The sequence below is a fragment of the Streptomyces corallincola genome, assembly GCF_019104725.1.
Classification (GTDB): Bacteria; Actinomycetota; Actinomycetes; order Streptomycetales; family Streptomycetaceae; genus Streptomyces; species Streptomyces corallincola.
In genome coordinates this window covers 1-20,101 of sequence record NZ_JAHRXF010000028.1, presented here as the reverse complement: position 1 = coordinate 20,101, position 20,101 = coordinate 1, and the positions used below count along the sequence as shown (strand labels likewise).

Annotated in this window: 17 protein-coding genes; 8 read left to right on the top strand and 9 right to left on the bottom strand. The window is 73.8% G+C overall.

Annotated elements, in window-relative coordinates; translation table 11 throughout:
• The first annotated feature begins 27 nt into the window (after positions 1–27).
• The 3 genes from KUM39_RS18245 (at position 28) to KUM39_RS18235 (ending at position 6,432) form a co-directional block, all read left to right on the top strand.
• Positions 28–1,287 (top strand): glycoside hydrolase 5 family protein, encoded by a 1,260-nt coding sequence (locus KUM39_RS18245; RefSeq protein ID WP_217786756.1) that lies wholly within the window; start codon positions 28–30, stop codon positions 1,285–1,287.
• Entirely contained in the window at positions 1,284–3,317 is a 2,034-nt protein-coding gene (locus tag KUM39_RS18240) for an endo-beta-N-acetylglucosaminidase (RefSeq protein ID WP_217786755.1), read from the top strand. The genes KUM39_RS18245 and KUM39_RS18240 overlap by 4 nt, the downstream gene beginning before the upstream one ends.
• A gap of 88 nt (positions 3,318–3,405) precedes the next feature.
• Positions 3,406–6,432, top strand: coding sequence for an alpha-mannosidase (locus tag KUM39_RS18235; protein WP_217786754.1), 3,027 nt, complete (start codon positions 3,406–3,408; stop codon positions 6,430–6,432).
• Positions 6,433–6,508: 76 nt separating this feature from the next.
• Here the strand turns inward: KUM39_RS18235 and KUM39_RS18230 are convergent, their stop codons facing one another.
• Entirely contained in the window at positions 6,509–7,918 is a 1,410-nt protein-coding gene (locus KUM39_RS18230) for a lipase maturation factor family protein (protein ID WP_217786753.1), read from the bottom strand.
• 164 nt (positions 7,919–8,082) lie between these two features.
• Here KUM39_RS18230 and KUM39_RS18225 point away from each other — a divergent pair, with 164 nt between their 5' ends.
• Positions 8,083–10,170, top strand: a complete 2,088-nt coding sequence (locus KUM39_RS18225) for a SpoIIE family protein phosphatase (RefSeq protein ID WP_217786752.1) — start codon at positions 8,083–8,085, stop codon at positions 10,168–10,170.
• Between the two features lie 102 nt (positions 10,171–10,272).
• A complete protein-coding gene (locus tag KUM39_RS18220; RefSeq protein WP_217786751.1) occupies positions 10,273–11,136 on the top strand; it encodes an Fpg/Nei family DNA glycosylase in 864 nt (287 codons plus the stop codon).
• Between the two features lie 25 nt (positions 11,137–11,161).
• On the opposite strand, the gene KUM39_RS18215 is transcribed toward KUM39_RS18220, so the two are convergent.
• The 3 genes from KUM39_RS18215 to KUM39_RS18205 all read right to left on the bottom strand — a co-directional run bounded on the left by KUM39_RS18215 (position 11,162) and on the right by KUM39_RS18205 (position 13,247).
• Positions 11,162–11,815, bottom strand: a complete 654-nt coding sequence (locus KUM39_RS18215) for a zf-HC2 domain-containing protein (RefSeq protein WP_217786750.1) — start codon at positions 11,813–11,815, stop codon at positions 11,162–11,164.
• A gap of 225 nt (positions 11,816–12,040) precedes the next feature.
• On the bottom strand, positions 12,041–12,550 hold the full coding sequence (locus KUM39_RS18210) for a hypothetical protein (protein WP_217786749.1): 510 nt from the start codon (positions 12,548–12,550) through the stop codon (positions 12,041–12,043).
• 148 nt (positions 12,551–12,698) lie between these two features.
• Positions 12,699–13,247 (bottom strand): sigma-70 family RNA polymerase sigma factor, encoded by a 549-nt coding sequence (locus tag KUM39_RS18205; RefSeq protein ID WP_217786748.1) that lies wholly within the window; start codon positions 13,245–13,247, stop codon positions 12,699–12,701.
• Positions 13,248–13,524: 277 nt separating this feature from the next.
• Here KUM39_RS18205 and KUM39_RS18200 point away from each other — a divergent pair, with 277 nt between their 5' ends.
• On the top strand, positions 13,525–14,676 hold the full coding sequence (locus KUM39_RS18200; protein ID WP_217786747.1) for a CapA family protein: 1,152 nt from the start codon (positions 13,525–13,527) through the stop codon (positions 14,674–14,676).
• A gap of 106 nt (positions 14,677–14,782) precedes the next feature.
• Here the strand turns inward: KUM39_RS18200 and KUM39_RS18195 are convergent, their stop codons facing one another.
• Positions 14,783–15,259 carry a universal stress protein gene (locus KUM39_RS18195; RefSeq protein WP_217786746.1) on the bottom strand — a complete coding sequence of 159 codons (477 nt, stop codon included), beginning with the start codon at positions 15,257–15,259 and terminating at the stop codon, positions 14,783–14,785.
• A gap of 222 nt (positions 15,260–15,481) precedes the next feature.
• Here KUM39_RS18195 and KUM39_RS18190 point away from each other — a divergent pair, with 222 nt between their 5' ends.
• The gene (locus KUM39_RS18190) at positions 15,482–16,318 is read left to right on the top strand and encodes a polysaccharide deacetylase family protein (RefSeq protein ID WP_217786745.1); all 837 of its coding nucleotides are present in this window, start codon (positions 15,482–15,484) and stop codon (positions 16,316–16,318) included.
• Between the two features lie 31 nt (positions 16,319–16,349).
• Here KUM39_RS18190 and KUM39_RS18185 read toward each other — a convergent pair whose 3' ends face one another.
• A complete protein-coding gene (locus KUM39_RS18185; RefSeq protein WP_217786744.1) occupies positions 16,350–17,021 on the bottom strand; it encodes a class F sortase in 672 nt (223 codons plus the stop codon).
• Between the two features lie 333 nt (positions 17,022–17,354).
• Here KUM39_RS18185 and KUM39_RS18180 point away from each other — a divergent pair, with 333 nt between their 5' ends.
• The gene (locus KUM39_RS18180) at positions 17,355–18,077 is read left to right on the top strand and encodes a hypothetical protein (protein ID WP_217786743.1); all 723 of its coding nucleotides are present in this window, start codon (positions 17,355–17,357) and stop codon (positions 18,075–18,077) included.
• Positions 18,078–18,185: 108 nt separating this feature from the next.
• Here the strand turns inward: KUM39_RS18180 and KUM39_RS18175 are convergent, their stop codons facing one another.
• The 3 genes from KUM39_RS18175 to KUM39_RS18165 all read right to left on the bottom strand — a co-directional run bounded on the left by KUM39_RS18175 (position 18,186) and on the right by KUM39_RS18165 (position 20,009).
• Positions 18,186–18,833, bottom strand: a complete 648-nt coding sequence (locus tag KUM39_RS18175) for a hypothetical protein (protein ID WP_217786742.1) — start codon at positions 18,831–18,833, stop codon at positions 18,186–18,188.
• 243 nt (positions 18,834–19,076) lie between these two features.
• Complete coding sequence (locus tag KUM39_RS18170; RefSeq protein ID WP_217786741.1) at positions 19,077–19,838, bottom strand: bestrophin-like domain; 762 nt, start codon at positions 19,836–19,838, stop codon at positions 19,077–19,079.
• 30 nt (positions 19,839–19,868) lie between these two features.
• Positions 19,869–20,009 carry a hypothetical protein gene (locus KUM39_RS18165; protein WP_217786801.1) on the bottom strand — a complete coding sequence of 47 codons (141 nt, stop codon included), beginning with the start codon at positions 20,007–20,009 and terminating at the stop codon, positions 19,869–19,871.
• Between the last annotated feature and the right edge of the window lie 92 nt (positions 20,010–20,101).

Sequence of the window (20,101 nt, the reverse complement as noted above, 5' to 3'; positions counted from 1 at the left end):
CCACCCCCATGAGCAGCAAGGACACCCATGCCCCCTGCCGTGCGCCTCGGCGTCAACTACACCCCGAGCGAAGGGTGGTTCCACCACTGGCTGGACTTCGACCTGGACGCCGTCCGCGCCGACCTCGACTCCATCGCAGCCCTCGGCCTCGACCATGTCCGCGTCTTCCCGCTCTGGCCGTACTTCCAGCCCAACCGCACCCTGATCCGCCCCCGCGCCGTGGAACAGCTCGTCGCGCTCGCGGACGCCGCCGCCGAACGCGGCCTGGACGTCAACGTGGACGGTCTCCAGGGGCACCTGAGCAGCTTCGACTTCCTGCCCGCCTGGACCCGCACCTGGCACCGGCGCAACCTCTTCACCGACCCCGGCGTGCTGGACGGCCAGGCCGCCTACCTGCGCACACTGGCCGCCGCGCTCGCGGACCGCCCGCACTTCATCGGCATGACCGTCGGCAACGAGGTCAACCAGTTCGCCTCCGCCCCGCACCCCGACCCCGACCCGGTGAGCCCCGAGGACGCCGGGCGCTGGCTCACCCGGATGCTCGACGCCTGCGCCGAGGGCGCCCCCGGCAAGCTGCGTCTGCACGCCTCGTACGACGCCGCCTGGTACCAGGACGACCAGCCGTTCACCCCCGCGCACTCCGCACGGCTCGGGGACGTCACCGCCGTGCACTCCTGGGTGTTCAACGGCACCGCCCAGCGCCACGGCCGGACCTCCGTGCCCGTCGAGCACCACGCCGCGTATCTGGTCGAGCTGAGCAAGGCGTGGGCGGACGCACCGCACCGGCCGGTCTGGCTCCAGGAGGTCGGCGCCCCCGCGCCGTTCGTCCCGCCCGAGCACGCCGCCGCCTTCACCGAGGCCACCGTCCGCCATGTCCTGGACTGCCCCGACCTGTGGGGCATCACCTGGTGGTGCTCCCACGACGTGTCGCGCGGCCTCGCCGACTTCCCCGAACTCGAATACGGGCTCGGCCTGTTCACCAGTGACCGGCGGCCCAAGGACACCGCCCGCGTCCTCGCCGAGGCCGCCGCCGCCCGCGGCACCCGCCCCGCGCCCGCCCCGCGCACCACCGCGCTCACCGTCCCCGCCGACCCGGCGCACCGCTCCCGCTGCGCGCCCGGCGGGCCCGTCTTCGACGCCTTCTTCCGGCTCACCGCGGACGGCGCCCGCCCCACCGCCGTCCTCGACACCCGCGCCGACGACAAGGAACACCTCGCCGCGCGCGGCATCACCGAGGTCGTCACCCCCGCCCAGGTACTCACCCCACTCGGAGGAACGTACCCGTGAACCCCACCCGACGCGCCGTCCTCGCCACCGGCGCGGCCACCGGCGCCGCCGCGCTCCTGCCCACCGGCCCCGCCTCCGCCGCTCCGGCCACCCCCACCCGCCGCCGCCCGCTCGCCCCCGCCACCGCGCCGTACGCCGCCTACTGGTACCCCGACACCCTGCCCGCCGGAACACCGGGGGCCGGCATCACCTGGCGGAGCCTGAAGACCTGGAGCGCCGCCGACGACCCGGACCTCGCCTTCAACACCGCGTCCGTCCCGCTCGCCGCCCGCTTCACCCCGGTCCCCGCCAACGGCACCGCCCGCGCCGGGCAGGCCCGCGTCCAGGCCCTGGTCTCCTTCGGGCCCACCTCGTCCAACCCCTCCCAGGGGGCGGCCACCGCCGACTACTACGCCCTCACGCACTGGGGCCACCTGGACGAACTCGTCTTCTGGGGCGGCTCCTCCGGCGAGGGACTGATCCTCGCCCCCAACGCCCCGGTCGTGGACGCCGCCCACCGGCACGGCGTCCCCGTCCTCGGCAACGTCTTCCTGCCGCCCACCGCGTTCGGCGGCCAGCTCCAGTGGACCCGCGACCTCGTGCAGCAGGACGACGCCGGGCACTACCCGCTCGCCGCCCAACTCGTCGCGGTCGCCGCCGCGTACGGCTTCGACGGCTGGTTCGTCAACGCCGAGACCGGTGGCGGCAACACCGCTCTGGGCACCGCGATGCTCGGCTTCCTCACCGAGCTGAAGACCCTCGCCGCCGGGCGGGGCCAGCGCGTCACCTGGTACGACGCTATGACCACGAACGGCGCGGTGAGCTGGCAGGGCGCGCTGAACGACCGCAACGAGCCGTTCTTCCGCACCGCCGACGGCATGTTCCTGGACTTCCGCTGGAGCACTGGCACCCTCGCCGCCTCCGCGGCCCGCGCCGACGCGCTCGGCCGCGGCCGCTACGACCTGTGGGCGGGCGTGGACGTGGAGTCGAGGGGCTCGGACTCCTCCGTCAACTGGGACGCCGTCGTCCCCACCGGAAGCCCGCACACCGCCTCCGTCGGCTTCTACCGGCCCGAATGGACCCGCAACCACCTCCCCGCCGACCGGCGCACCCCCGCCGACTTCCACGCCGCCGACGACCGCTTCTGGACCGGCCGCTCCCTCGACCCGGCCCGCCCCGACCCCGCCGACCCGTGGCGCGCCCCGGCCGTCTGGTCCGCCGACCGCTCCACCGTCACCGCGCTGCCGTTCGCCACCGTCTTCAACACCGGCCACGGACTGCGCTGGTACGACAGGGGAACCGTCACCTCCGACACCCCGTGGAACCACCTCGGCCTCCAGGACCGGCTGCCCGCCCGCCGCTGGACCGTCCGCACCGAGGGCGCCCGGCCCGCCGTCACCCTCGACTTCGCCGACGCCTGGCGCGGCGGCAGCAGCGTCCTCGTGGACGGCAGCCCCGACCGGCCCGCCGTCCTCGACCTGTACGCCACCCGGCTGCCGCTCACCCGGAACACCGTGGTCGAGCTGACCCACCGCACCGACAGCGGCACGGTGAACGTCGAAATCGCCGTCGCCACCGGCGAACCCGCCGCGCCGGGCGCCGCACCGCCGTACACCTTCCTGCCCGTCGCCTCCTCCGGCACCTGGCGGACCACGACCGTACGGCTCACCGGGCTGTCCGGCACCGTCCGCGCCCTCGGCGTCCGGCTGACCGCGCCCGACGGCGGGCCGGTGCGCTGGCGGCTCGGCGGACTCGCCGTGCACGACAATGGCGCCGTCCCCGCCGCGCCCCGGGCACCGCGGATCACCGCGGCCTCGGGCGGCGACCTGCGGTTCGCCTGGGACGCCGGATGCGCCTCGGTACGCCACTACGAGCTGCACCGCGTACTGCCCGACGGCACCCGGCGGTTCCTCGGCGGCACCGGCCAGCGGGCGTTCTACGTCGCCGGGCTGCTTCCGGCGGACGGGGAGCGTGCCGCACGGTTCGAACTGCGCGCGGTGGGGGAGCTGTACAACGCCTCCGCTCCCGTCACCGTCACCCACACCTGGTAGCCCGCGCCCACCGGGCCGCCCCCGAGACCCCAGCCCCCCCAGACCCCCGATCCCCGAGACTCCGAGACTCCGAGAGGGAGCACTCCGTATGCATGACGACCGCGATCTGGTCGAAGCCCGTCTCCGGCGCGTCCTGGACGAGCGCATCCGTCCGGCCGTGTACCCCGAGTCCGTGCCGCTCGCGGTCGCGGTGTGGAACGCGCCCGGTGAACCCGTGCCGGTCGAGGAGGGGCTCGCCGCGCGGCCCGAGCCGATCGAGGTGGGCGCCCGCTGGGGCGCCCCCTGGGGGACGAGCTGGTTCCGGGTGACCGGGACCGTCCCCGAGGCGTGGGCGGGCCGTACCGTCGAGGCCCTGCTCGACCTCGGCTTCGACGAGAACATGCCCGGCTTCCAGTGCGAGGGCCTGGTCTACCGGCCCGACGGGAGCCCGGTGAAGGGGCTCAACCCGCGCAACCAGTGGGTGCGGATCGGCGCGCCCGTCGCGGGCGGCGAGGAGGTGCGCCTGCACGTCGAGGCCGCCTCCAACCCGGTCATCCTCGACTACCACCCCTTCCGTCCCACCCGGTTGGGCGACCGGGAGACCGCCGGGAGCGAGCCGCAGTACACGCTCACCCGCATGGATCTCGCCGTGTTCGACGAGAACGTGTGGAACCTGGTGCTCGACCTGGAGGTGCTCGGCGAGCTGATGGCCGAGCTGCCCGCGGACTCCGCCCGCCGCCACGACATCCTGCGCGCGGTCGGCCGGGCGCTGGACGTGGTCGATCTCCAGGACGTGGGCGGCACGGCGGAGCGCGCCCGCGCACAGCTGGCCGAGGTGCTGGCGGCGCCGGCCGTGCCGTCCGCGCACCGGATCAGCGCGGTCGGGCACGCGCACATCGACTCCGCCTGGCTGTGGCCGCTGCGCGAGACCGTGCGGAAGGTCGCCCGTACGACGTCCAACATGACCGCGCTCATCGAGGACGAACCCGACTTCGTGTTCGCCATGTCCCAGGCACAGCAGTGGGCCTGGGTGAAGGAACACCGGCCCGAGGTGTGGGCGCGGGTCAAGAAGGCCGTCGCGGACGGGCGGTTCGTACCGGCGGGCGGCATGTGGGTCGAGTCCGACACCAACATGCCCGGCTCGGAGGCGATGGCCCGGCAGTTCGTGCACGGAAAGCGGTTCTTCCTCGACGAGTTCGGCATCGAGAACGAGGAGGCGTGGCTGCCCGACACGTTCGGCTTCGCCGCCGGGCTGCCGCAGATCATCAAGGCGGCCGGGTCCAAGTGGCTGCTCACGCAGAAGATCTCCTGGTCGCAGACGAACAGCTTCCCCCACCACACCTTCCAGTGGGAGGGCATCGACGGCACCCGGATCTTCACCCACTTCCCGCCCGTGGACACCTACAACTGCTCCATGCGCGGCTCCGAACTCGCCCACGCCGCACGGAACTTCAAGGACAAGGGGCGCGCCCGGCACTCCCTCGCGCCCACTGGCTGGGGCGACGGCGGCGGCGGCACCACGCGCGAGATGGTCGCCAAGGCGGCCCGGCTGAGCGACCTGGAGGGCTCGGCCACCGTCACCTGGGAGACCCCGCGCGCCTTCTTCGAGAAGGCCGAGGCCGAGTACCCCGCCCCGCCCGTCTGGGTCGGCGAGCTGTACCTCGAACTCCACCGGGCCACCCTCACCAGCCAGGCCCGCACCAAGCAGGGCAACCGGCGCAGCGAACACCTGCTCCGGGAGGCCGAGCTGTGGGCGGCCACCGCCGCCGTACGGACCGGATTCCCCTACCCCTACGAGGAGTTGGACCGCCTGTGGAAGACGGTGCTGCTCCACCAGTTCCACGACATCCTGCCCGGCTCCTCCATCGCCTGGGTGCACCGGGAGGCCCGCGCCACCTACGCGCGCGTCGCCCGCGAACTGGAGGCCGTCATCGACGCCGCCCAGCGCGCGCTCGCCGGTGACGGGAGCGTCCCGCTCGTCTTCAACGCCGCCCCGCACGCGCGGGCCGGTGTCCCGGCCGGTGGCGCGGGCGCCCCGGCCGACCCCGGCTCCGCCACCGTCGCCCCGCGCCCCGAGGGCGGGTACCTCCTCGACAACGGGCTGCTGCGCGTCGTGATCGACGCGCGCGGACTCGTCGTGTCCGCCTACGACGTGGCCGCCGACCGGGAGACCGTCGCCCCCGGCACGGCCGCCAACCTGCTCCAACTGCACGCCGACTTCCCCAACAAGTGGGACGCCTGGGACGTGGACGAGTTCTACCGGAACACCGTCACCGATCTCACCGACGCCGAGTCCGTCACGGCCGGTGCGGACGGGTTCTCCGTGCGGGTCGGCCGCGTCTTCGGGGACTCCCGTGTCACCCAGGTGCTCTCGCTGGCGCCCGGCGAGAAGCGGCTCGTCGTGGACACGGAGGTGGACTGGCACGAGACCGAGAAGTTCCTCAAGCTCGCCTTCCCGCTCGACGTGCACGCCGAACGGTACGCCTCCGAGACGCAGTTCGGGCACTTCCACCGGCCCACCCACACCAACACGTCCTGGGAGGCGGCCAAGTTCGAGGCGTGCAACCACCGGTTCGTGCGGGTCGGCGAGCCGGGGTGGGGAGTCGCCGTCGTCAACGACTCCACGTACGGCCACGACGTGACGCGGGCCGTGCGCGGTACCGAGTCCGGGGGCGACGGGGGGACGACGACCACGGTCCGGGTCTCCCTGCTGCGGGCACCCCGGTTCCCCGACCCCGAGACCGATCAGGGCGTTCACCGGTTCCGGCACGCGCTGGTGCCGGGGGCTTCCGTGGGGGACGCCGTCCGGGAGGGGTGGCGGATCAACGTCCCCGAGCGGCGGGTCCTGGGGGCGGGGGAGGTCGCGCCCCTGGTCTCCGTGGAGGGGGACGCCGTCGTCGTCACCGCGGTGAAGCTCGCGGACGACGGCAGCGGGGACGTCGTCGTGCGGTTCCACGAGGCTCACGGGGGGCGGGTTCGGGGGGCGCTCCGGGTCGCGTTCCCGCTGCGGGACGTCGTGGCCACCGATCTGCTGGAACGTCCGCTGGAGGGCGGGGGTGCGGACTTCGACGGGGACCTGATTCCGGTCGTCCTCCGCCCCTTCGAGCTGCGCACCCTTCGCCTGCGGCGCGCCTGAGGCACCCTTCGGGGTGCGGGGTTCCGTGCGTGCGGGCCGCCGCGCGGTTCCCCGCACCCCGTGAGGTGGGGGGCCGCTACCGGCCGAGCCGGGTGGGCGGCAGGTACTCGCGCACGTACGTCCGCTCCCAGTACGCCCCGGACACGCGCCGTTCCTCCCGCGTCGTGAAGCGGTAGCGGTACAGGCGGGCGCGGACGTGACGGGGCGGGGTGCCGGGCGGGAAGGGGGAGGAGCGGAGCAGGCGCAGGGTGTCGCGGTCGTTCGCCAGCAGGCGTTCGACGAGGCCGCCGAACCACTCGTCGGCGTACCCGGGGGAGAGGGCGGCGAACCACATCAGCCAGTCCAGCCGGAGATGGTAGGGCGCGAACTGCCGCGGGCGGCGCCGTACATCACCCGGTTTGCCCTTGAACTCGTAGGCGAGCCAGGCGGATTCGGCGCGCGGCACCTCGTCCAGGGTGCCTTCGACGATCACCTCGTGCCGGACCCGGACCACGCTGCCGAACGCGCCGTAGGTGTTGACCAGGTGCAGCGGGTCGTAGGAGCGGTTCATGACCTGGTGCCGGGAGATCATGTTCGCCACCGGGCGGCCGCCGAGGGCGAGCAGGACCACCGCGACCCCGAGCACCAGGACCTCGTACCAGAGGGGCGCCGGGGCGGTCGCGGGCGGGGGGCCGCCGGGGAGCCGGAGGGCGGAGAGGGCCAGCACGACGGTGACCCAGTTCAGCCAGGCGAAGTTGCCGGAGAGGATCAGCCACAGCTGGGTGGCGATCATCAGCGCGGCGGCGGCCGAGGCGACCGGCTGCGGGGTGAACAGCAGGAAGGGCACGACGAGTTGGGTGACGTGGTTGGCGGCGGCCTCCACCTTGTGCAGCGGGCGGGGCAGGTGGTGGAAGAAGCGGCTGAGCGGGCCCGGCATCGGCTGGGTCTCGTGGTGGTGGTACAGGCAGGTCAGGTTCCGCCAGCAGGCGTCGCCGCGCAGCTTGATCAGCCCGGCGCCGAACTCCACCCGGAACAGCACCCAGCGCAGCAGGAACAGCACCAGGACCGGCGGCGCCACCTCCCCGTTGCCGAGGAACGCCGCCAGGAACCCCGTCTCCAGCAGCAAAGACTCCCAGCCGAAGGCGTACCAGGTCCGCCCGACGTTCACGATGGACAGATACAGCGCCCACGGCACCAGCCACAGCAGGATGCCGCCCCACAGCGGCAGCAGCCCGTCCGCGCCCGCGAGCAGCGCCGCCGACACCGCGCACCCGGTCCAGGCGCAGCCCGCGAAGAAGCGGTCCGAGTAGTACCACTGGAACACGCTCGGCGCCCGCCGGAACGGCGTCCGCGCGGTGAAGCGCGGCACCGGCAGCATGCCCCGCTCCCCGAGCAGAGCCCGGAACTGCCGGACGGCGGTCAGGAACGCCGCCAGATACACGGCCGCCAAGGCCCGCTGGAGCACCAGCCGTGCCGTCCAGTCCTCGGGTGCGGTGAACCAGTGCACGGGCGCGCTCCTGCCTGCCGTGGGCGTCGCACGCGCCGGGCGCGCGACGGAACCCGTCACTCCGTGTACCGCGCCGCCCCGCTGCCGTAACCCCGCCGGTCCCCGTACCCTGTCCTGCGGTCGTACCAGTCGAAGAATCCGTCGAATCCTGGCAAGGTGGCGTCATGGCTGATCGGGGAGCGAACGCCGCCCTGTCACTCCCGGAGGACTGGCCCGCCCACCCGGTTCCGATCCTCGCGCTCAACCACATGGGCACGTTCGACTGGGATCTGGACACCGGTCTGTTCAGCATGGACGAGCAGGCACGGGAGATCTTCGACGCGCGCCCCGACGAGTACGACGGCTACGCCAAGAGCCTCGCCCCGCGCCTGCCGCCCGGCGAGGGGCACCGCCTGGACCGCGTGGTCACGCAGGCCATCAAGGAGAGCCGGGAGAACTACGGCACCTACTTCCGGGTCCGCCGCCGCGACGGCAGTCTGCGCTGGACGCACACCCAGGGCTACATCCGCCGCGACGACACCGGCCGCCCGCGCCGGATCATCGGCATCCTCCGGGACGCCACCGACGAACTCCGCGAGGCGACCGCACGCGGCGAGGAGGAGACCGCGCGGCGCGCCCAGACCAACGTGGTGCAGACCGCGACCGCCGCGCTCGCCCACGCGCGCACCGTGCAGGACGTCATCGACGTGGTCACCGACACCCACGGCCTGACCCTGCTCGGCTCCACCAGCCTGGTCCTCGGCCTGGTCGAGTCCGACCGCATCCGGCTGGTCGCGGAGGGCCCGGCGGGCAGTTTCGTCCCCGGCACCCGGATCACCGGCATCGACGAGCAGTACCCGATGAGCGAGGCCGTCCGCACCCTCACCCCCTGCTTCATCGAGTCCCCGGAGGAGTTCGCCGAGCGCTTCCCCGGCCTCTGGCCGCACATCACCGGCCTGCGCATCACCTCCGCCGCCTATCTGCCGCTCATCGCCCAGGCCCGGCCGATCGGCGCGATGGGCCTGCTCTACGGCGACCGGCGCGGCTTCTCCGCCGAGGACCGCAACGTCCTGATCGCCCTCGGCAGCAGCATCGCGCAGAGCCTCCAGCGCGCCATGCTCTACGAGCAGGAGAAGGACCTCGCGCAGAGCCTCCAGCAGGCCATGCTGCCGCGCACCATCCCCAGCGTCCGGGGCGCCGACGTCGCCGTGCGCTACCGGGCCGCCGCCGGCGCCCCGGGCCGGGACATCGGCGGCGACTGGTACGACCTGATCCCGCTGCCCGGCGGCCGGGTCGGCGCGGTCATCGGCGACGTACAGGGCCACGACACGCACGCGGCGGCCGTCATGGGCCAGCTCCGCATCGTGCTGCGCGCCTACGCCGCCGAGGGCCACCCGCCCGCCACCGTGATGGCCCGCGCCTCGGTTTTCCTGCACGAACTCGACACCGACCGCTTCGCCACCTGCCTCTACGCCGAGGCCGACCTGACCACCGGCGTGGTCCAGGTGGTGCGCGCCGGGCACATCGACCCGCTGGTCCGGCACGCCGACGGCACCTGCCGCCGGGTCCCCGTCGCGGGCGGGCTGCCGCTCGGCCTCTCCGCCGAGTTCGGCACCCTGGACTACCCCGTCGCCACCCTCGAACTCGACCCCGGCCACACCCTGCTGCTCTGCACCGACGGCCTGGTCGAGCAGCCCGGCGCCGACCTGGACGACGGGATGCGCGCCCTGCTGCGGGAGATCGAAGCGGGCCCCGAGGAGGTCCGCGACCTGGCCACCCGGCTCATCGAGACCGCCGACGAACGCGGCGGGGACGACGACGTGGCGCTGCTCCTGCTGCGCCGCCGCACCCCCGAGACCCCGCGCCCCGGCGGACGGCTCCAGCAGCACGTGGCGCCGGGCGACCCCGAGGCGCTCACCCAGGCCCGGCACATGATCCGTACCGCCGTCCGCGCCTGGGGTGCCCGTGACCGCGCCGACGAGATCGAACTCGCCGCCGACGAACTCGTCACCAACGCGCTGCTGCACACCGAGGGCGCCGCCGTCGTCACCCTGCGCGTCCTGGACGGCGAGGGGCGGCGGCTGCGCGTCGAGGTCGAGGACTCCTCCAGCGCCCTGCCGCGCCGCCGCGAACCCAGCGACGACCGGGTCTCCGGGCGCGGCCTGATCCTGGTGGACCGGCTCGCCGACGAGTGGGGCGTCGAGGCGCGCGGCGGCGGCAAGGCCGTGTGGTGCGAGTTCCGCGTCTCCGCACGCGAGCTGGAACCCGCCTGAGACCGCCGGGCCGTACGCCCGGGCCGGACGCCCGTCCCGCACGCCCGCACCGGACGCCGCCGCCCGGCGTGCGTCCCCGGAGCCGGATGGCACCCTGGACGTATGCCGGAACTGCCCGAGGTCGAAGCACTCACCGACTTCCTCGCCGAGCACCTGACCGGACGCCGGGTGGTACGCGTGCTGCCGGTCGCCGTCAGCGTCCTGAAGACCTACGACCCGCCGGTCACCGCCGTCGAGGGCCACGAGGTGGCGGCCGTCCGCCGGTACGGCAAGTTCCTGGCCATCGGCACCGACGGCGGCCCGCACCTGGTGACCCACCTGGCCCGCGCGGGCTGGCTCCAGTGGAAGGACCGGCTCCCCGACGGCCCGCCACGCCCCGGCAGGGGCCCGCTCGCGCTCCGGGTCGCGCTGGAGACCGGCGAGGGCTTCGACCTCACCGAGGCCGGTACGCAGAAACGCCTCGCGGTGTACGTCGTACGGGACCCGCGGGACGTGCCCGGCATCGCCCGGCTCGGCCCCGACCCGCTCGCGGACGGCTTCGACCTGGCCCGGTTCGCCGCGCTGCTGAAGGACGAGCGGCGCCGGCTGAAGGGCGCGCTGCGCGACCAGAGCCTGATCGCGGGCGTCGGCAACGCCTACAGCGACGAGATCCTGCACGCGGCCCGCATGTCCCCGTTCAAAGTGGCCGCCTCCCTCACCGGCGAGGAGACCGAGCGGCTGTACACCGCGCTGCGCACCACGCTCACCGAGGCGGTGGACCGCTCGCGCGGGGTCGCCGCCGGGCGGCTGAAGGCGGAGAAGAAGAGCGGGATGCGGGTGCACGGCCGCGCGGGCGAGCCGTGCCCGGTCTGCGGCGACACCGTCCGCGAGGTCTCCTTCAGCGACTCCGCGCTCCAGTACTGCCCCACCTGCCAGACCGGCGGCAAGCCGCTCGCGGACCGCCGGATATCCCGCCTGCTGAAGTAGCGGGCGCGCGGCTCGGAGGTGCCTCTCAGGCGCCCGGCACCGCCACCAGCCGCTGGCCGTCCGTGGTGCGGACCTCGTAGCGGGCGATCTCTTCCGGGCGCATCGTGGTGCCCGCCATCGTGGAGGTCGCCGCGTGCTCCCCGCCGCCCACCCGCCACCCGCCCACGACCTGCTCGGAGCCGTCCCGCCCGACGACGACCAGTCGGCAGGTGTGCGGCCCGGAGGCGTCCCGCACCGTCAGCTCGACACGGCTGCCCTGCCCGGTGTCCTCGCTGGTCACCCGCGCCGACACCCCGGTACCCGGATCGGTCGCCGCACTGGTCACCGACCCCTGCCCCGGATGCCCCGCGAACGCGGTCAGGGCGGGACCGGCCACCGCCAGGACCACCGAGGCGGCCAGGCCGTACAGCAGGCGTCGGCGGCCCGCCCGGCGGCGCCGGGCCTGCTCGCGCAGCAGCCGCTCCAGCAGCCGGGGGCCGGGCTCGGCCAGGGGCGCGACGAAAGGCGGGGTGGACTTGCGGTACAGCATCAACTGCCGTGCGGTGGGACCGAATTCGGTCACCTGCGCGGTGCACCGAGGGCACGTCACGAGGTGGTCCTCGAAGCGGAAGGCCGCCGCTTCGTCCAGCACGCCGAGCGCGTACGCGCCGACATCACGATGCCTCTCCAGGGACCACATGCCGAATCCTCGTGCCGATGAGTGCGGGTGGGGTTACTCCTTGCTCCCATCCGTACGCGGCGCAGAGCCGAATCGCTCAAGGGCCGTACCGAATCGTGACCTGACGCCCGGCCACCTGTCGTCCGGCGCAGCGGGACTCGCGGACGGGATCGAATTCCGGCCGTTCGTACGACAGTTGATCACCCCGCCCCCCTGCCCCGGTCCGCACCCGGCTCCTGCCCCTGCTCAGAACAGGTGGATCGCCAGGTGCCCCAGCGGCAGCCCCAGCCGCCACGCCGGAGTCCAGACCTGCGGCCCGTCGTCCTCGCCGGGCAGCACGCCCCCGCCGGGCACCGCGTCCAGGTCGGGCGCCAGCAGCTCGGTCTCCTCCAGCCAGCGCCACGCCTCGGCGGCGAGCGCCAGATCCGGCGACGGATCGCCCTCCTCCGCCTCCCGGCGGGCGAGTTCGGCCATCCGGCCGCGCACCCACTCCTGCCACGGCTGGTCGTACGCCGTCAGCGACAGCCAGTTCTCCAGCTGGGTGACGACCCGGATGCCGGACAGCTCCCCGTCGGTGTCGGACAGGAAGACGGTGAGTGCCAGCGCCTCCCGCCCGGCCCGGAACTCGAACGACGTCGGCGGCATCAGATCGCCGGTGCGCAGCACTTCGTCCGCGATGTACTCGGCGTAGAACCACGCCATCGGAACGGCCCACGTACCGCTGCCGTCCGTGCTCTCGTGCCCTGTGTGCGGCATCCCTTCCTGCCTTCCTCCGGTGCGTGCGCGTCGCCCGGCAGCCCGGGGCACACGACCCGCCCCGTCCGGAACACGGATGAGGCAAGCTCATGGCCCAGGCAGGGGTCACGGCAAGGCGCTTTGCCGAAACTTGACGGTGCCTTCGGTTTCACCGCAGGTCGGCCGCGTATCCCGGAAGGCCCTTGCGTAGAGCCCGCAGTGCGTAGTAAGCGCGCGACTTCACGGTACCGGGCGGGATGCCCAGAGTCCGCGCCGCCTCCGCCACACTGGCCCCGCGCACATACACCAGCAGCAGGACGTCACGGTGCTCCGGCGTGAGAGTCTTCACAGCCTCCCGTACGTCGATGGCGGCGGCGGCCCGCTCGGCCGGGTCGGCGGTCGTCCGCGCGTTCTCCGGGACCTCCTCGCCGGACTCGAACGGGCGTGCCTCGCGGGCCCGCCGGGCGTCGATGGCGAGCCGCCGGGCCACCGTCACCAGCCAGGGCCGTACCGACTCGAAGGCGTCCGCGCGCAGCGCCTCGGGATGCTGCCAGGCCCGCACCAGGGTCTCCTGGAGCAGATCCTCGGCGCGCTGCCGGTCTCCGTCACTGAGCCGCAGCAGCAGCGCGAACAGCGGGCCGCCGTGCTCGCGCTGGAGCGCGGCGAGTTCGTGCTCGGCGGTGGTCGTCCGGGGGGTGAGCGATGTTCCGGGCGTCATGGCCGTATGGCAGCGCAGACCCGCGCCCGGCGGCAGGGGGCGTGCGCGGACGGTGCGCCGGACGGTCGCCCGGAGGCGGTGAACGGTCGGCCGGACCCCGCGCGGGGGCGCCGAACGGTCGCACGCGCCGGGCGTGTCCGCCGCCCGGAGAGCGCCGGACGGGCTAATTGCGCCGTCCGGACCGTTTGCCGGAGCGTCCCGCTTCATACCCATAGGCCCGTCAAGGCTTTGTCGGTAAATACGACGTCCGTAGATACGACGATCCTGGGGTGACGTGATGATCGGACGCAGGCATCAGGTGGCGCTGGCGCTGACGGCGCTGCTCGCCGTCGGCGCCGCCTGCCAGAACGAGGGGCACGGGGTCGCGGCGGCCCCGCTGTCCGCACCGCCCGCCGCGCGCGAATTCACCCTCGCCGCCTCCGGCGACGTGGTGCCGCACGCCTCGGTGGTCGAGCGGGCCCGCTTCGACGCGCGCGGCGGGGGCTACGACTTCCGCCCGATGTTCGCGGGCGCCGAACCCGCGCTGCGCGGCGCCGATCTGGCGCTGTGCCACCTGGAGACCGCGGTGACGGCCGACGGCACGGGCGGCACGGGAACCGGCGGGGTGCTGGCCCCGCCGCAGCTCGCCGACGGCCTCGCCGGTACCGGCTACGACGGCTGCGCCACCGCCTCCGAGCACACCCTGGACGACGGCACCGACGGCGTCCGCCGCACCCTCGCCGCGATGGACCGGGTCGGCCTGCGCCACGCGGGCACCGCCCGCACCGAGGGCGAGGGCCGCTCGGTGACGATGTACCAGGCCGGACCGGCGCGGGTCGCGCATCTGTCGTACACCTACGGCACCGGGGCGAACGGGCTGCCGCCGGGCGAGCCGTGGGCGGTGAACGTGGTGGACGCGGGCCGGATGATCTCCGACGCCCGCGCCGCCCGGCTGGCCGGTGCGGACGTGGTCGTGGTCTCGGTGCACTGGGGCACCGCCTGGCAGGACGCCCCGGACGGCTTCCAGACCGCGCTGGCCGAGCGGCTCACCGCGTCGCGGACCAACGGCCGCCCGGACGTGGACCTGATCCTCGGCACCCACACCCACGTCCCGCAGGCGTACCAGAAGGTCAACGGCACCTGGGTCGTCTACGGGCTCGGCGACCAGGTCGCGGGGGAGATGTACAACGACCGGGGCGTGCAGGACTCGCGTGGCAACGACTCCACCCTCGCCCGCTTCACCTTCGCCCCGCCGTCCCGGCCGGGCACCCGCTGGCGCGTCACCAGGGCCGAGTACGTCCCGCAGATGTACGACCTCGACGCGGGCCGCGTGGTCGGTCTCAACCAGGCCATCGCGGACGGCGCCGAACTCCAGGGCGTCCGCGACCGCATCCGGGACGTGGTGCTCAGCCGGGGCGCCGCCGCCGACGGGCTGGTCATGGGCGACTGAGAGCAGGACGGCGTCCAGTGCGGGGACCGGGCACGGGGGCGGGGTGCGGACATCCGGCCCCCGACCCCGGCCACCCGCCGGGCAGGCGGGAGTTGTCGGGCGGGCTCTAGGGAACCACCGTCACCGGCCAGCGTCCCGCCTTCACCAGCCGTACCGCCACCGAGCCGACGATCCGGTGCCCCGCCTGCTCCGAGGCGCCGACCACCACCGCGTCCGCCTTCAGTTCGTCGGCGGCCGTCACCAGGCCGTTGTAGGCGTCGCCGCGGAAGGTGTGGAACTCCCAGCGCACCTCGAATATCCCCTTGACCCGCTCGGTGGCCTCGCGGATGTGCGCGATCAGGCCCTCCGCGATCTCGTCGGTCGTCTCCGCGACCGGCGCGCCGAGCGCCGCCCCGGCGGCCAGCACCGGCTGCACGTACACCACCGCCAGCAGCGCGTTCTGCCGCCGCGCCAGACCGCCCGCGTAGGCGGCGGCGCGCAGCGACGACTCGGAGCCGTCCACTCCGGCCAGGATCACCTTGGGGCCGTCGGTACCCCGCTCGAAGCGGTTCGCGTGCTCTGCGTGCTCGTGCTGTTCCGTCACGGCGGCGAGGCTATCGGAAGAAGGCCCTCCGCCCCGAGCCCGGTCCGTACGGCCCCTCTGTACGGCGCCCTCGGGCTGTCGTCCTGCTGAGAGCCGGCTGTGCGAGGGCTGGGCCGTCAGGGGGAGCGCGCACCGGGCCGCCGTACTCCGAACGGGCGTATTCGCGCCGCCGCACCGGTGCCGGTGTGGTGCGGCGGCGCCCCGCCGGGCGACTGATGGTTCATGCAGAAGGATCAGTTCTTCACCCGGCGCAGGCTCCTGCTGGCATCGGCCGCCGCCGTGGGGGCCGCGGGCACCACCGCGGGCGTCCTCATGGCGGGCGGCGAGGAAACGGCCCGTACCGTCAGCGTCCCGGTCGCCGGGCCGCAGGCACGCCAGGCGCCCAAGTCGTCCGCCTTCCGGCTCCGCCCCCTCACCGGCTACGGTCCGCCCCGTTCCGCGCCGAAGAAGCTGAAGGTCCGCCACGAGCCCATCCTGCGGATCTCCACCAAGGGCCGCCGGATGATGCTCACCTTCGACGACGGACCCCATCCCGACTACACCCCGCACATCCTCGACACCCTCGCCAAGTACGACGTGCGCGCCATGTTCTTCGTGTGCGGGGAGATGGCCGTGGACAACAAGGAACTCATCGCCAGGATGGCCGAGGACGGGCACGTCGTCGGCAACCACACCTGGACCCACCCGCTGCTGACCCAGCTCGACCGCGGCGACATCAAGTCCGAGATGGAACGCACCAGCGATGTCATCGAGGACGCCTACGGCGAGCGCCCCCAGTGGTTCCGCGCCCCCTACGGCGCCTGGAACAAGGCGGCCTTCCAACTGGGCGCGAAGATGGGCATGGAGCCGATGGCGTGGACCGTGGACACCACGGACTGGGAGGTCCCCGGCACCTCCACCATCATCGACCGGGTCGAGAGCGGCGCCGCCCCCGGTGTCGTGGTGCTCTCCCACGACGCCGGGGGCGACCGCTCGCAGAGTGTCCGCGCGATCCGCGAATACCTGCCGTACCTCCTGGACTCCGGCTACCACCTCACCGTGCCCCCGCGCCGTATCTGACGGCGCCCGCCGCCCGCCCGGTGCCGGTCCCTCAGCGGACCGACGCCAGGCGGGCGAAGACGACCACGTTGCCGTCGTAGCCGTTCTGCTTGGTGAAGCCGCCGCCGCAGGTGATCACGCGCAGTTCCGGCGTGCCCTTGGAGCCGTAGACCCGGTCGCTCGGGAAGTCGGCCTTGGCGAAGACCTCCACCCCGTAGATGTCGAACACGGCGGTCTTCCCGTCTTCGCGGCGCACCTCGATCCGGTTGCCCTTCTGCAGCGAACCGAGCCCGTAGAACACCGCGGGGCCCTGCTTGTTGTCCACGTGCCCGACGACGACCGCCGTGCCCTTCTCGCCCGGCGAGACCGCCCCGGTGAACCAGCCCGCCAGGTTGGGGTCGTCGGGCGGCGGGGCGCCCACGAAGCCCTGAGCGTCCAGCCCGACCGGCACCACCGGCGCGTCCACGCCGATGGCCGGGATGCGCACCCGGTCCGCCGCCGAGTACGCCAGCGCGGACGAGGTGCCCACCACCGGCTCCGGGGTGCTCCGGGCGTCCGCCGCCGCGGCCGACGCGGGCTGCGGCGGTCCGCTGTCGAACTCGCCCGAGCCGTTGCGGATGAGCGCCAGCCCGGTCAGCAGCACCAGCGCTATCACGCCCCAGGGCGCCCGTTTCCGCCGCCGCTCCTCCTCTTCGGCCACCTCGGCCGGATCGGAACCAGACATTCGCCTTCCCCTCTCGACGGCCGGCGCCAGGTGCCTCGCGCTCGGTAGAAAGCTAAGTCCCGGCCGGGCGGGCTGCGACGGGGCGGCGGGCGAACGGGTGGCCCGTCACCCCGTGGGTGCGCCATCCGAGTTGCAGCCGAAAGGATTTTTCTGACGGTCCGTGACCTGCGGGAATATCGGATTGTGTGCTTTTTCGAGGGTGGGTGCGCTCACCAGGACGGACCATTCTCGACATGCGGGCGTGTTCCGGGCGTCCGAGGGTGCAGGCGGGAGGTGCTTTCTCGCCGATTGACCCGGAGGACGGACTCCGGGGTGCCTCCCGCGGAGGATCAGATGCGGAACCAACGTGCCCTGGCGGCCGCGTGCGCAGCGGTCGCCGCGCTCGGGCTCGCCACTCCCGTGGCCGTCGCCGACGGCATGGGCAACGGGAACGGCCAGTCCGGCAACGGTGTCGTCACCGTGCCGGGAGGCGGCAACGTCGGGCCCGGCGGCGGCGCCGTCGTCATTCCCGGCAACGGCTACCCGAACGGCAACTTCCCCGGCAACGGCTTCCCCAACGGAGGGAACGGCCTCGGGAACAACAACGGCAACAACTTCGGTCCCGGAGGCGGCAACAACTTCGGCCCCGGGGGCGGCAACGGCTTCGGGCGGGGTGGCGGCAACGGCCCGCGCGACATCATCGCCACCCCGAACGTCGTCGCGGCGGGGGGCCGGCTCTCGGTCACCGTCGAGGGCTGCCGGGGCGGTACGGCCACCTCGACCGCGTTCGGCACCATCCGGCTCGCCCCGGTCCGCGACGACACCTCGCGCGGGGTCGCCCGGATCAGCCGGGACACCGCTCCGGGCCGGTACGACATCGCCGTGGACTGCGACAACCGCCGGCTCATCCGCCCCGGTGCCTTCACGGTGCTCGGTGCCGTGGCGGGCGGCCTCGGCGGCAGCACCACCAGCGGGGCCACGCCCGCCGACCTGGCCATCGGCGGCACCCTGGTGGGCAGTGCGCTGATCGGTGGCGGCGCGTACTGGCTGCGCCGCCGTCAGGAGAACCGGGTCTGAGGGGTCCCGGCTCTCCGACGGGCTCGTGCGGGGCGGCGTACCGGGTGACCGGGCGCCGCCCCCGCCCGTTGTCGCTCCCGGCTCCCGGCCCGGGCGTCCGTCGCCCTCTCAGCCGCCGTCCGGGGTGCCGCGGCGGCGGGCGACGCGGTGGGCCGCGCCGATGGACCCCGCCACCAGCAGGGCGCCGAACCCGATCTCCTGGAGATCGAGGCCCCTGCTGCCGCCGCCGACGCCCGCGTCCACCCCGCCGGTCACCGGCAGCGGCACCGGCTGCGGGCCCGTGCCGTCCGGGCCGACCTCGCCGATCGCGTTGCCGACGCCGCCGATCGTGCTGCCGACCCCGCCCACCGCGTTGCCGACCCCGCCGATGGCGTTGCCGATACCGCCGCCGATTCCTCCGCCGCCCGACGCGATGGTCAGTTCCCTGGAGCGGCTCGTCCCGTCGCAGTCCACCGTGATCCGGTACGCGGCACCCGGCCGGGCTCCGCTGTTGACGGTGACCGAGGCGGTGTCCCGCTCCTTGGGGATCTTCACGGTGTCGAAGATCCCCGAGGCTATGGTGGCCAGCCCCTGGCACTGGCTGCGGTCCAGATGGAGGTCCATCCGGCCGCCCGGCGCGATGCTGGACGGCAGATCGAGACCGAACGGCGCGGCGTCGTTCTCCACACCGCCCGCGAGGACCGAGGGGCCCCCGAAGGCGTAGGCCGCCGTGCCCAGGAGCGCGACCCAGGCGAGGCTCATCAGACGCATGCTCATCCTCCGGTCCCGAGGCGTGGCACGGCGGACCGCTTCCGCTCGGGCCGGCAACGCACCTCGTCGTCGGGAACGCTAGGAAGCCGGAAGCCCCCGCGCGAACGGAGTAGCGCGAACGGGGTACGCGCCTCGGCCGGGCGGGCGAAAAGCACCGCCGGGCGGGGACGGACCGGTCCGTGCGGGGAACGGACGCCGACCGGAAGGACGCGGGGCGCCCGGAGCCCTGCCCCGGCGCCCCGCACCCGGTCACCTGGCGTTGGGGAACAGGCTCTCGAACGGTTCCGCCGTGGCCGCGATGCCCCGGCTGTACGGCACGTCGAAGTCCCAGATCAGGAACAGCATGAACGCGATGGTCACCGAGAACAGCCCGGCCAGGATCAGTTCCCGCGGGGTGCGCCGGATCTGGAGCGCGAAGACCATGCCGACGGTGATGACCGCCCCGGCCAGCAGACCCCACCACACCACGGGCGGCATCGTCGGCCCGGTGGAGTCGGCGCGCGCGTTGCGCGCCTGGTCGGCGGCGGCGATCTGGTCCAGCAGCGGCTGGTACGCCTGCGCCTCGAAGTCGTTCGCGGGCTGGTAGTCCGTCACGTCGTTGCGCACCCGCGACAGCAGCTCGGCTCCGCGCGCGGTCACCTCGTCGTGGTCGATCATCGACTTCCACTCGGTGTGCACGACGTACGTCACGTACGTGTCGATGTCGCCGCGGATGCGGTCCCGCACGTCCGCCGGGTAGACCCGGACCCGCTCGGACACCTCGTGCAGCGCCTGAGCCTCGGCCTGCACATGGTCCTGGGCCGCACTGCGCGCCTCCCACACGCCCGCGATGGCGAGACCGAGCACGATCGCGTAGACGACACCGATCCACATCGTCATGTACTCGATGACGTCCGGCGTCTCACTGGGGTCCTCGTCCTCCGGTGCCCTCCTGCTGCGCACAAGGACGATCACGACGACCACGGCGCAGGCCGCCAGCATCGAGAGGACGAGAACAAGCCAATCCGACAACAGGTTCCTCCTGGAATGGGGCCCGGCGCGTCAGCGCGGGCGCAGCGCCGCGACGGCGACGATCGCGGGGACGGTGATGAGCAGGACGTAGGTGACCGGCGAACGGTGCTTGGTCACCACGTGACCGGTGGCCTTCGGGCGGTACGCCGGGTAGCTCACCGGGGCGGGCACGGGGCGCGGCCTCGGCGGCGGTGTGGGCGACGCGGTCGGCGGCGCGGGCCTCGGCGGGGGCGGGGGTGCCGGGGGGGTGGGGGGCGGCGGGG

What these genes read in the sequence shown, in the direction of transcription:
- KUM39_RS18180 (WP_217786743.1), top strand. Translation starts at nt 17,355, where the DNA reads ATGCGGAACCAACGTGCCCTGGCGGCCGCGTGCGCAGCGGTCGCCGCG.
- KUM39_RS18220 (WP_217786751.1), top strand. Translation starts at nt 10,273, where the DNA reads ATGCCGGAACTGCCCGAGGTCGAAGCACTCACCGACTTCCTCGCCGAG.
- KUM39_RS18245 (WP_217786756.1), top strand. Translation starts at nt 28, where the DNA reads ATGCCCCCTGCCGTGCGCCTCGGCGTCAACTACACCCCGAGCGAAGGG.
- KUM39_RS18190 (WP_217786745.1), top strand. Translation starts at nt 15,482, where the DNA reads ATGCAGAAGGATCAGTTCTTCACCCGGCGCAGGCTCCTGCTGGCATCG.
- KUM39_RS18205 (WP_217786748.1), bottom strand. Translation starts at nt 13,247, where the DNA reads ATGACGCCCGGAACATCGCTCACCCCCCGGACGACCACCGCCGAGCAC.
- KUM39_RS18210 (WP_217786749.1), bottom strand. Translation starts at nt 12,550, where the DNA reads ATGCCGCACACAGGGCACGAGAGCACGGACGGCAGCGGTACGTGGGCC.
- KUM39_RS18175 (WP_217786742.1), bottom strand. Translation starts at nt 18,833, where the DNA reads ATGAGCATGCGTCTGATGAGCCTCGCCTGGGTCGCGCTCCTGGGCACG.
- KUM39_RS18235 (WP_217786754.1), top strand. Translation starts at nt 3,406, where the DNA reads ATGCATGACGACCGCGATCTGGTCGAAGCCCGTCTCCGGCGCGTCCTG.
- KUM39_RS18225 (WP_217786752.1), top strand. Translation starts at nt 8,083, where the DNA reads ATGGCTGATCGGGGAGCGAACGCCGCCCTGTCACTCCCGGAGGACTGG.
- KUM39_RS18185 (WP_217786744.1), bottom strand. Translation starts at nt 17,021, where the DNA reads ATGTCTGGTTCCGATCCGGCCGAGGTGGCCGAAGAGGAGGAGCGGCGG.
- KUM39_RS18215 (WP_217786750.1), bottom strand. Translation starts at nt 11,815, where the DNA reads ATGTGGTCCCTGGAGAGGCATCGTGATGTCGGCGCGTACGCGCTCGGC.
- KUM39_RS18200 (WP_217786747.1), top strand. Translation starts at nt 13,525, where the DNA reads ATGATCGGACGCAGGCATCAGGTGGCGCTGGCGCTGACGGCGCTGCTC.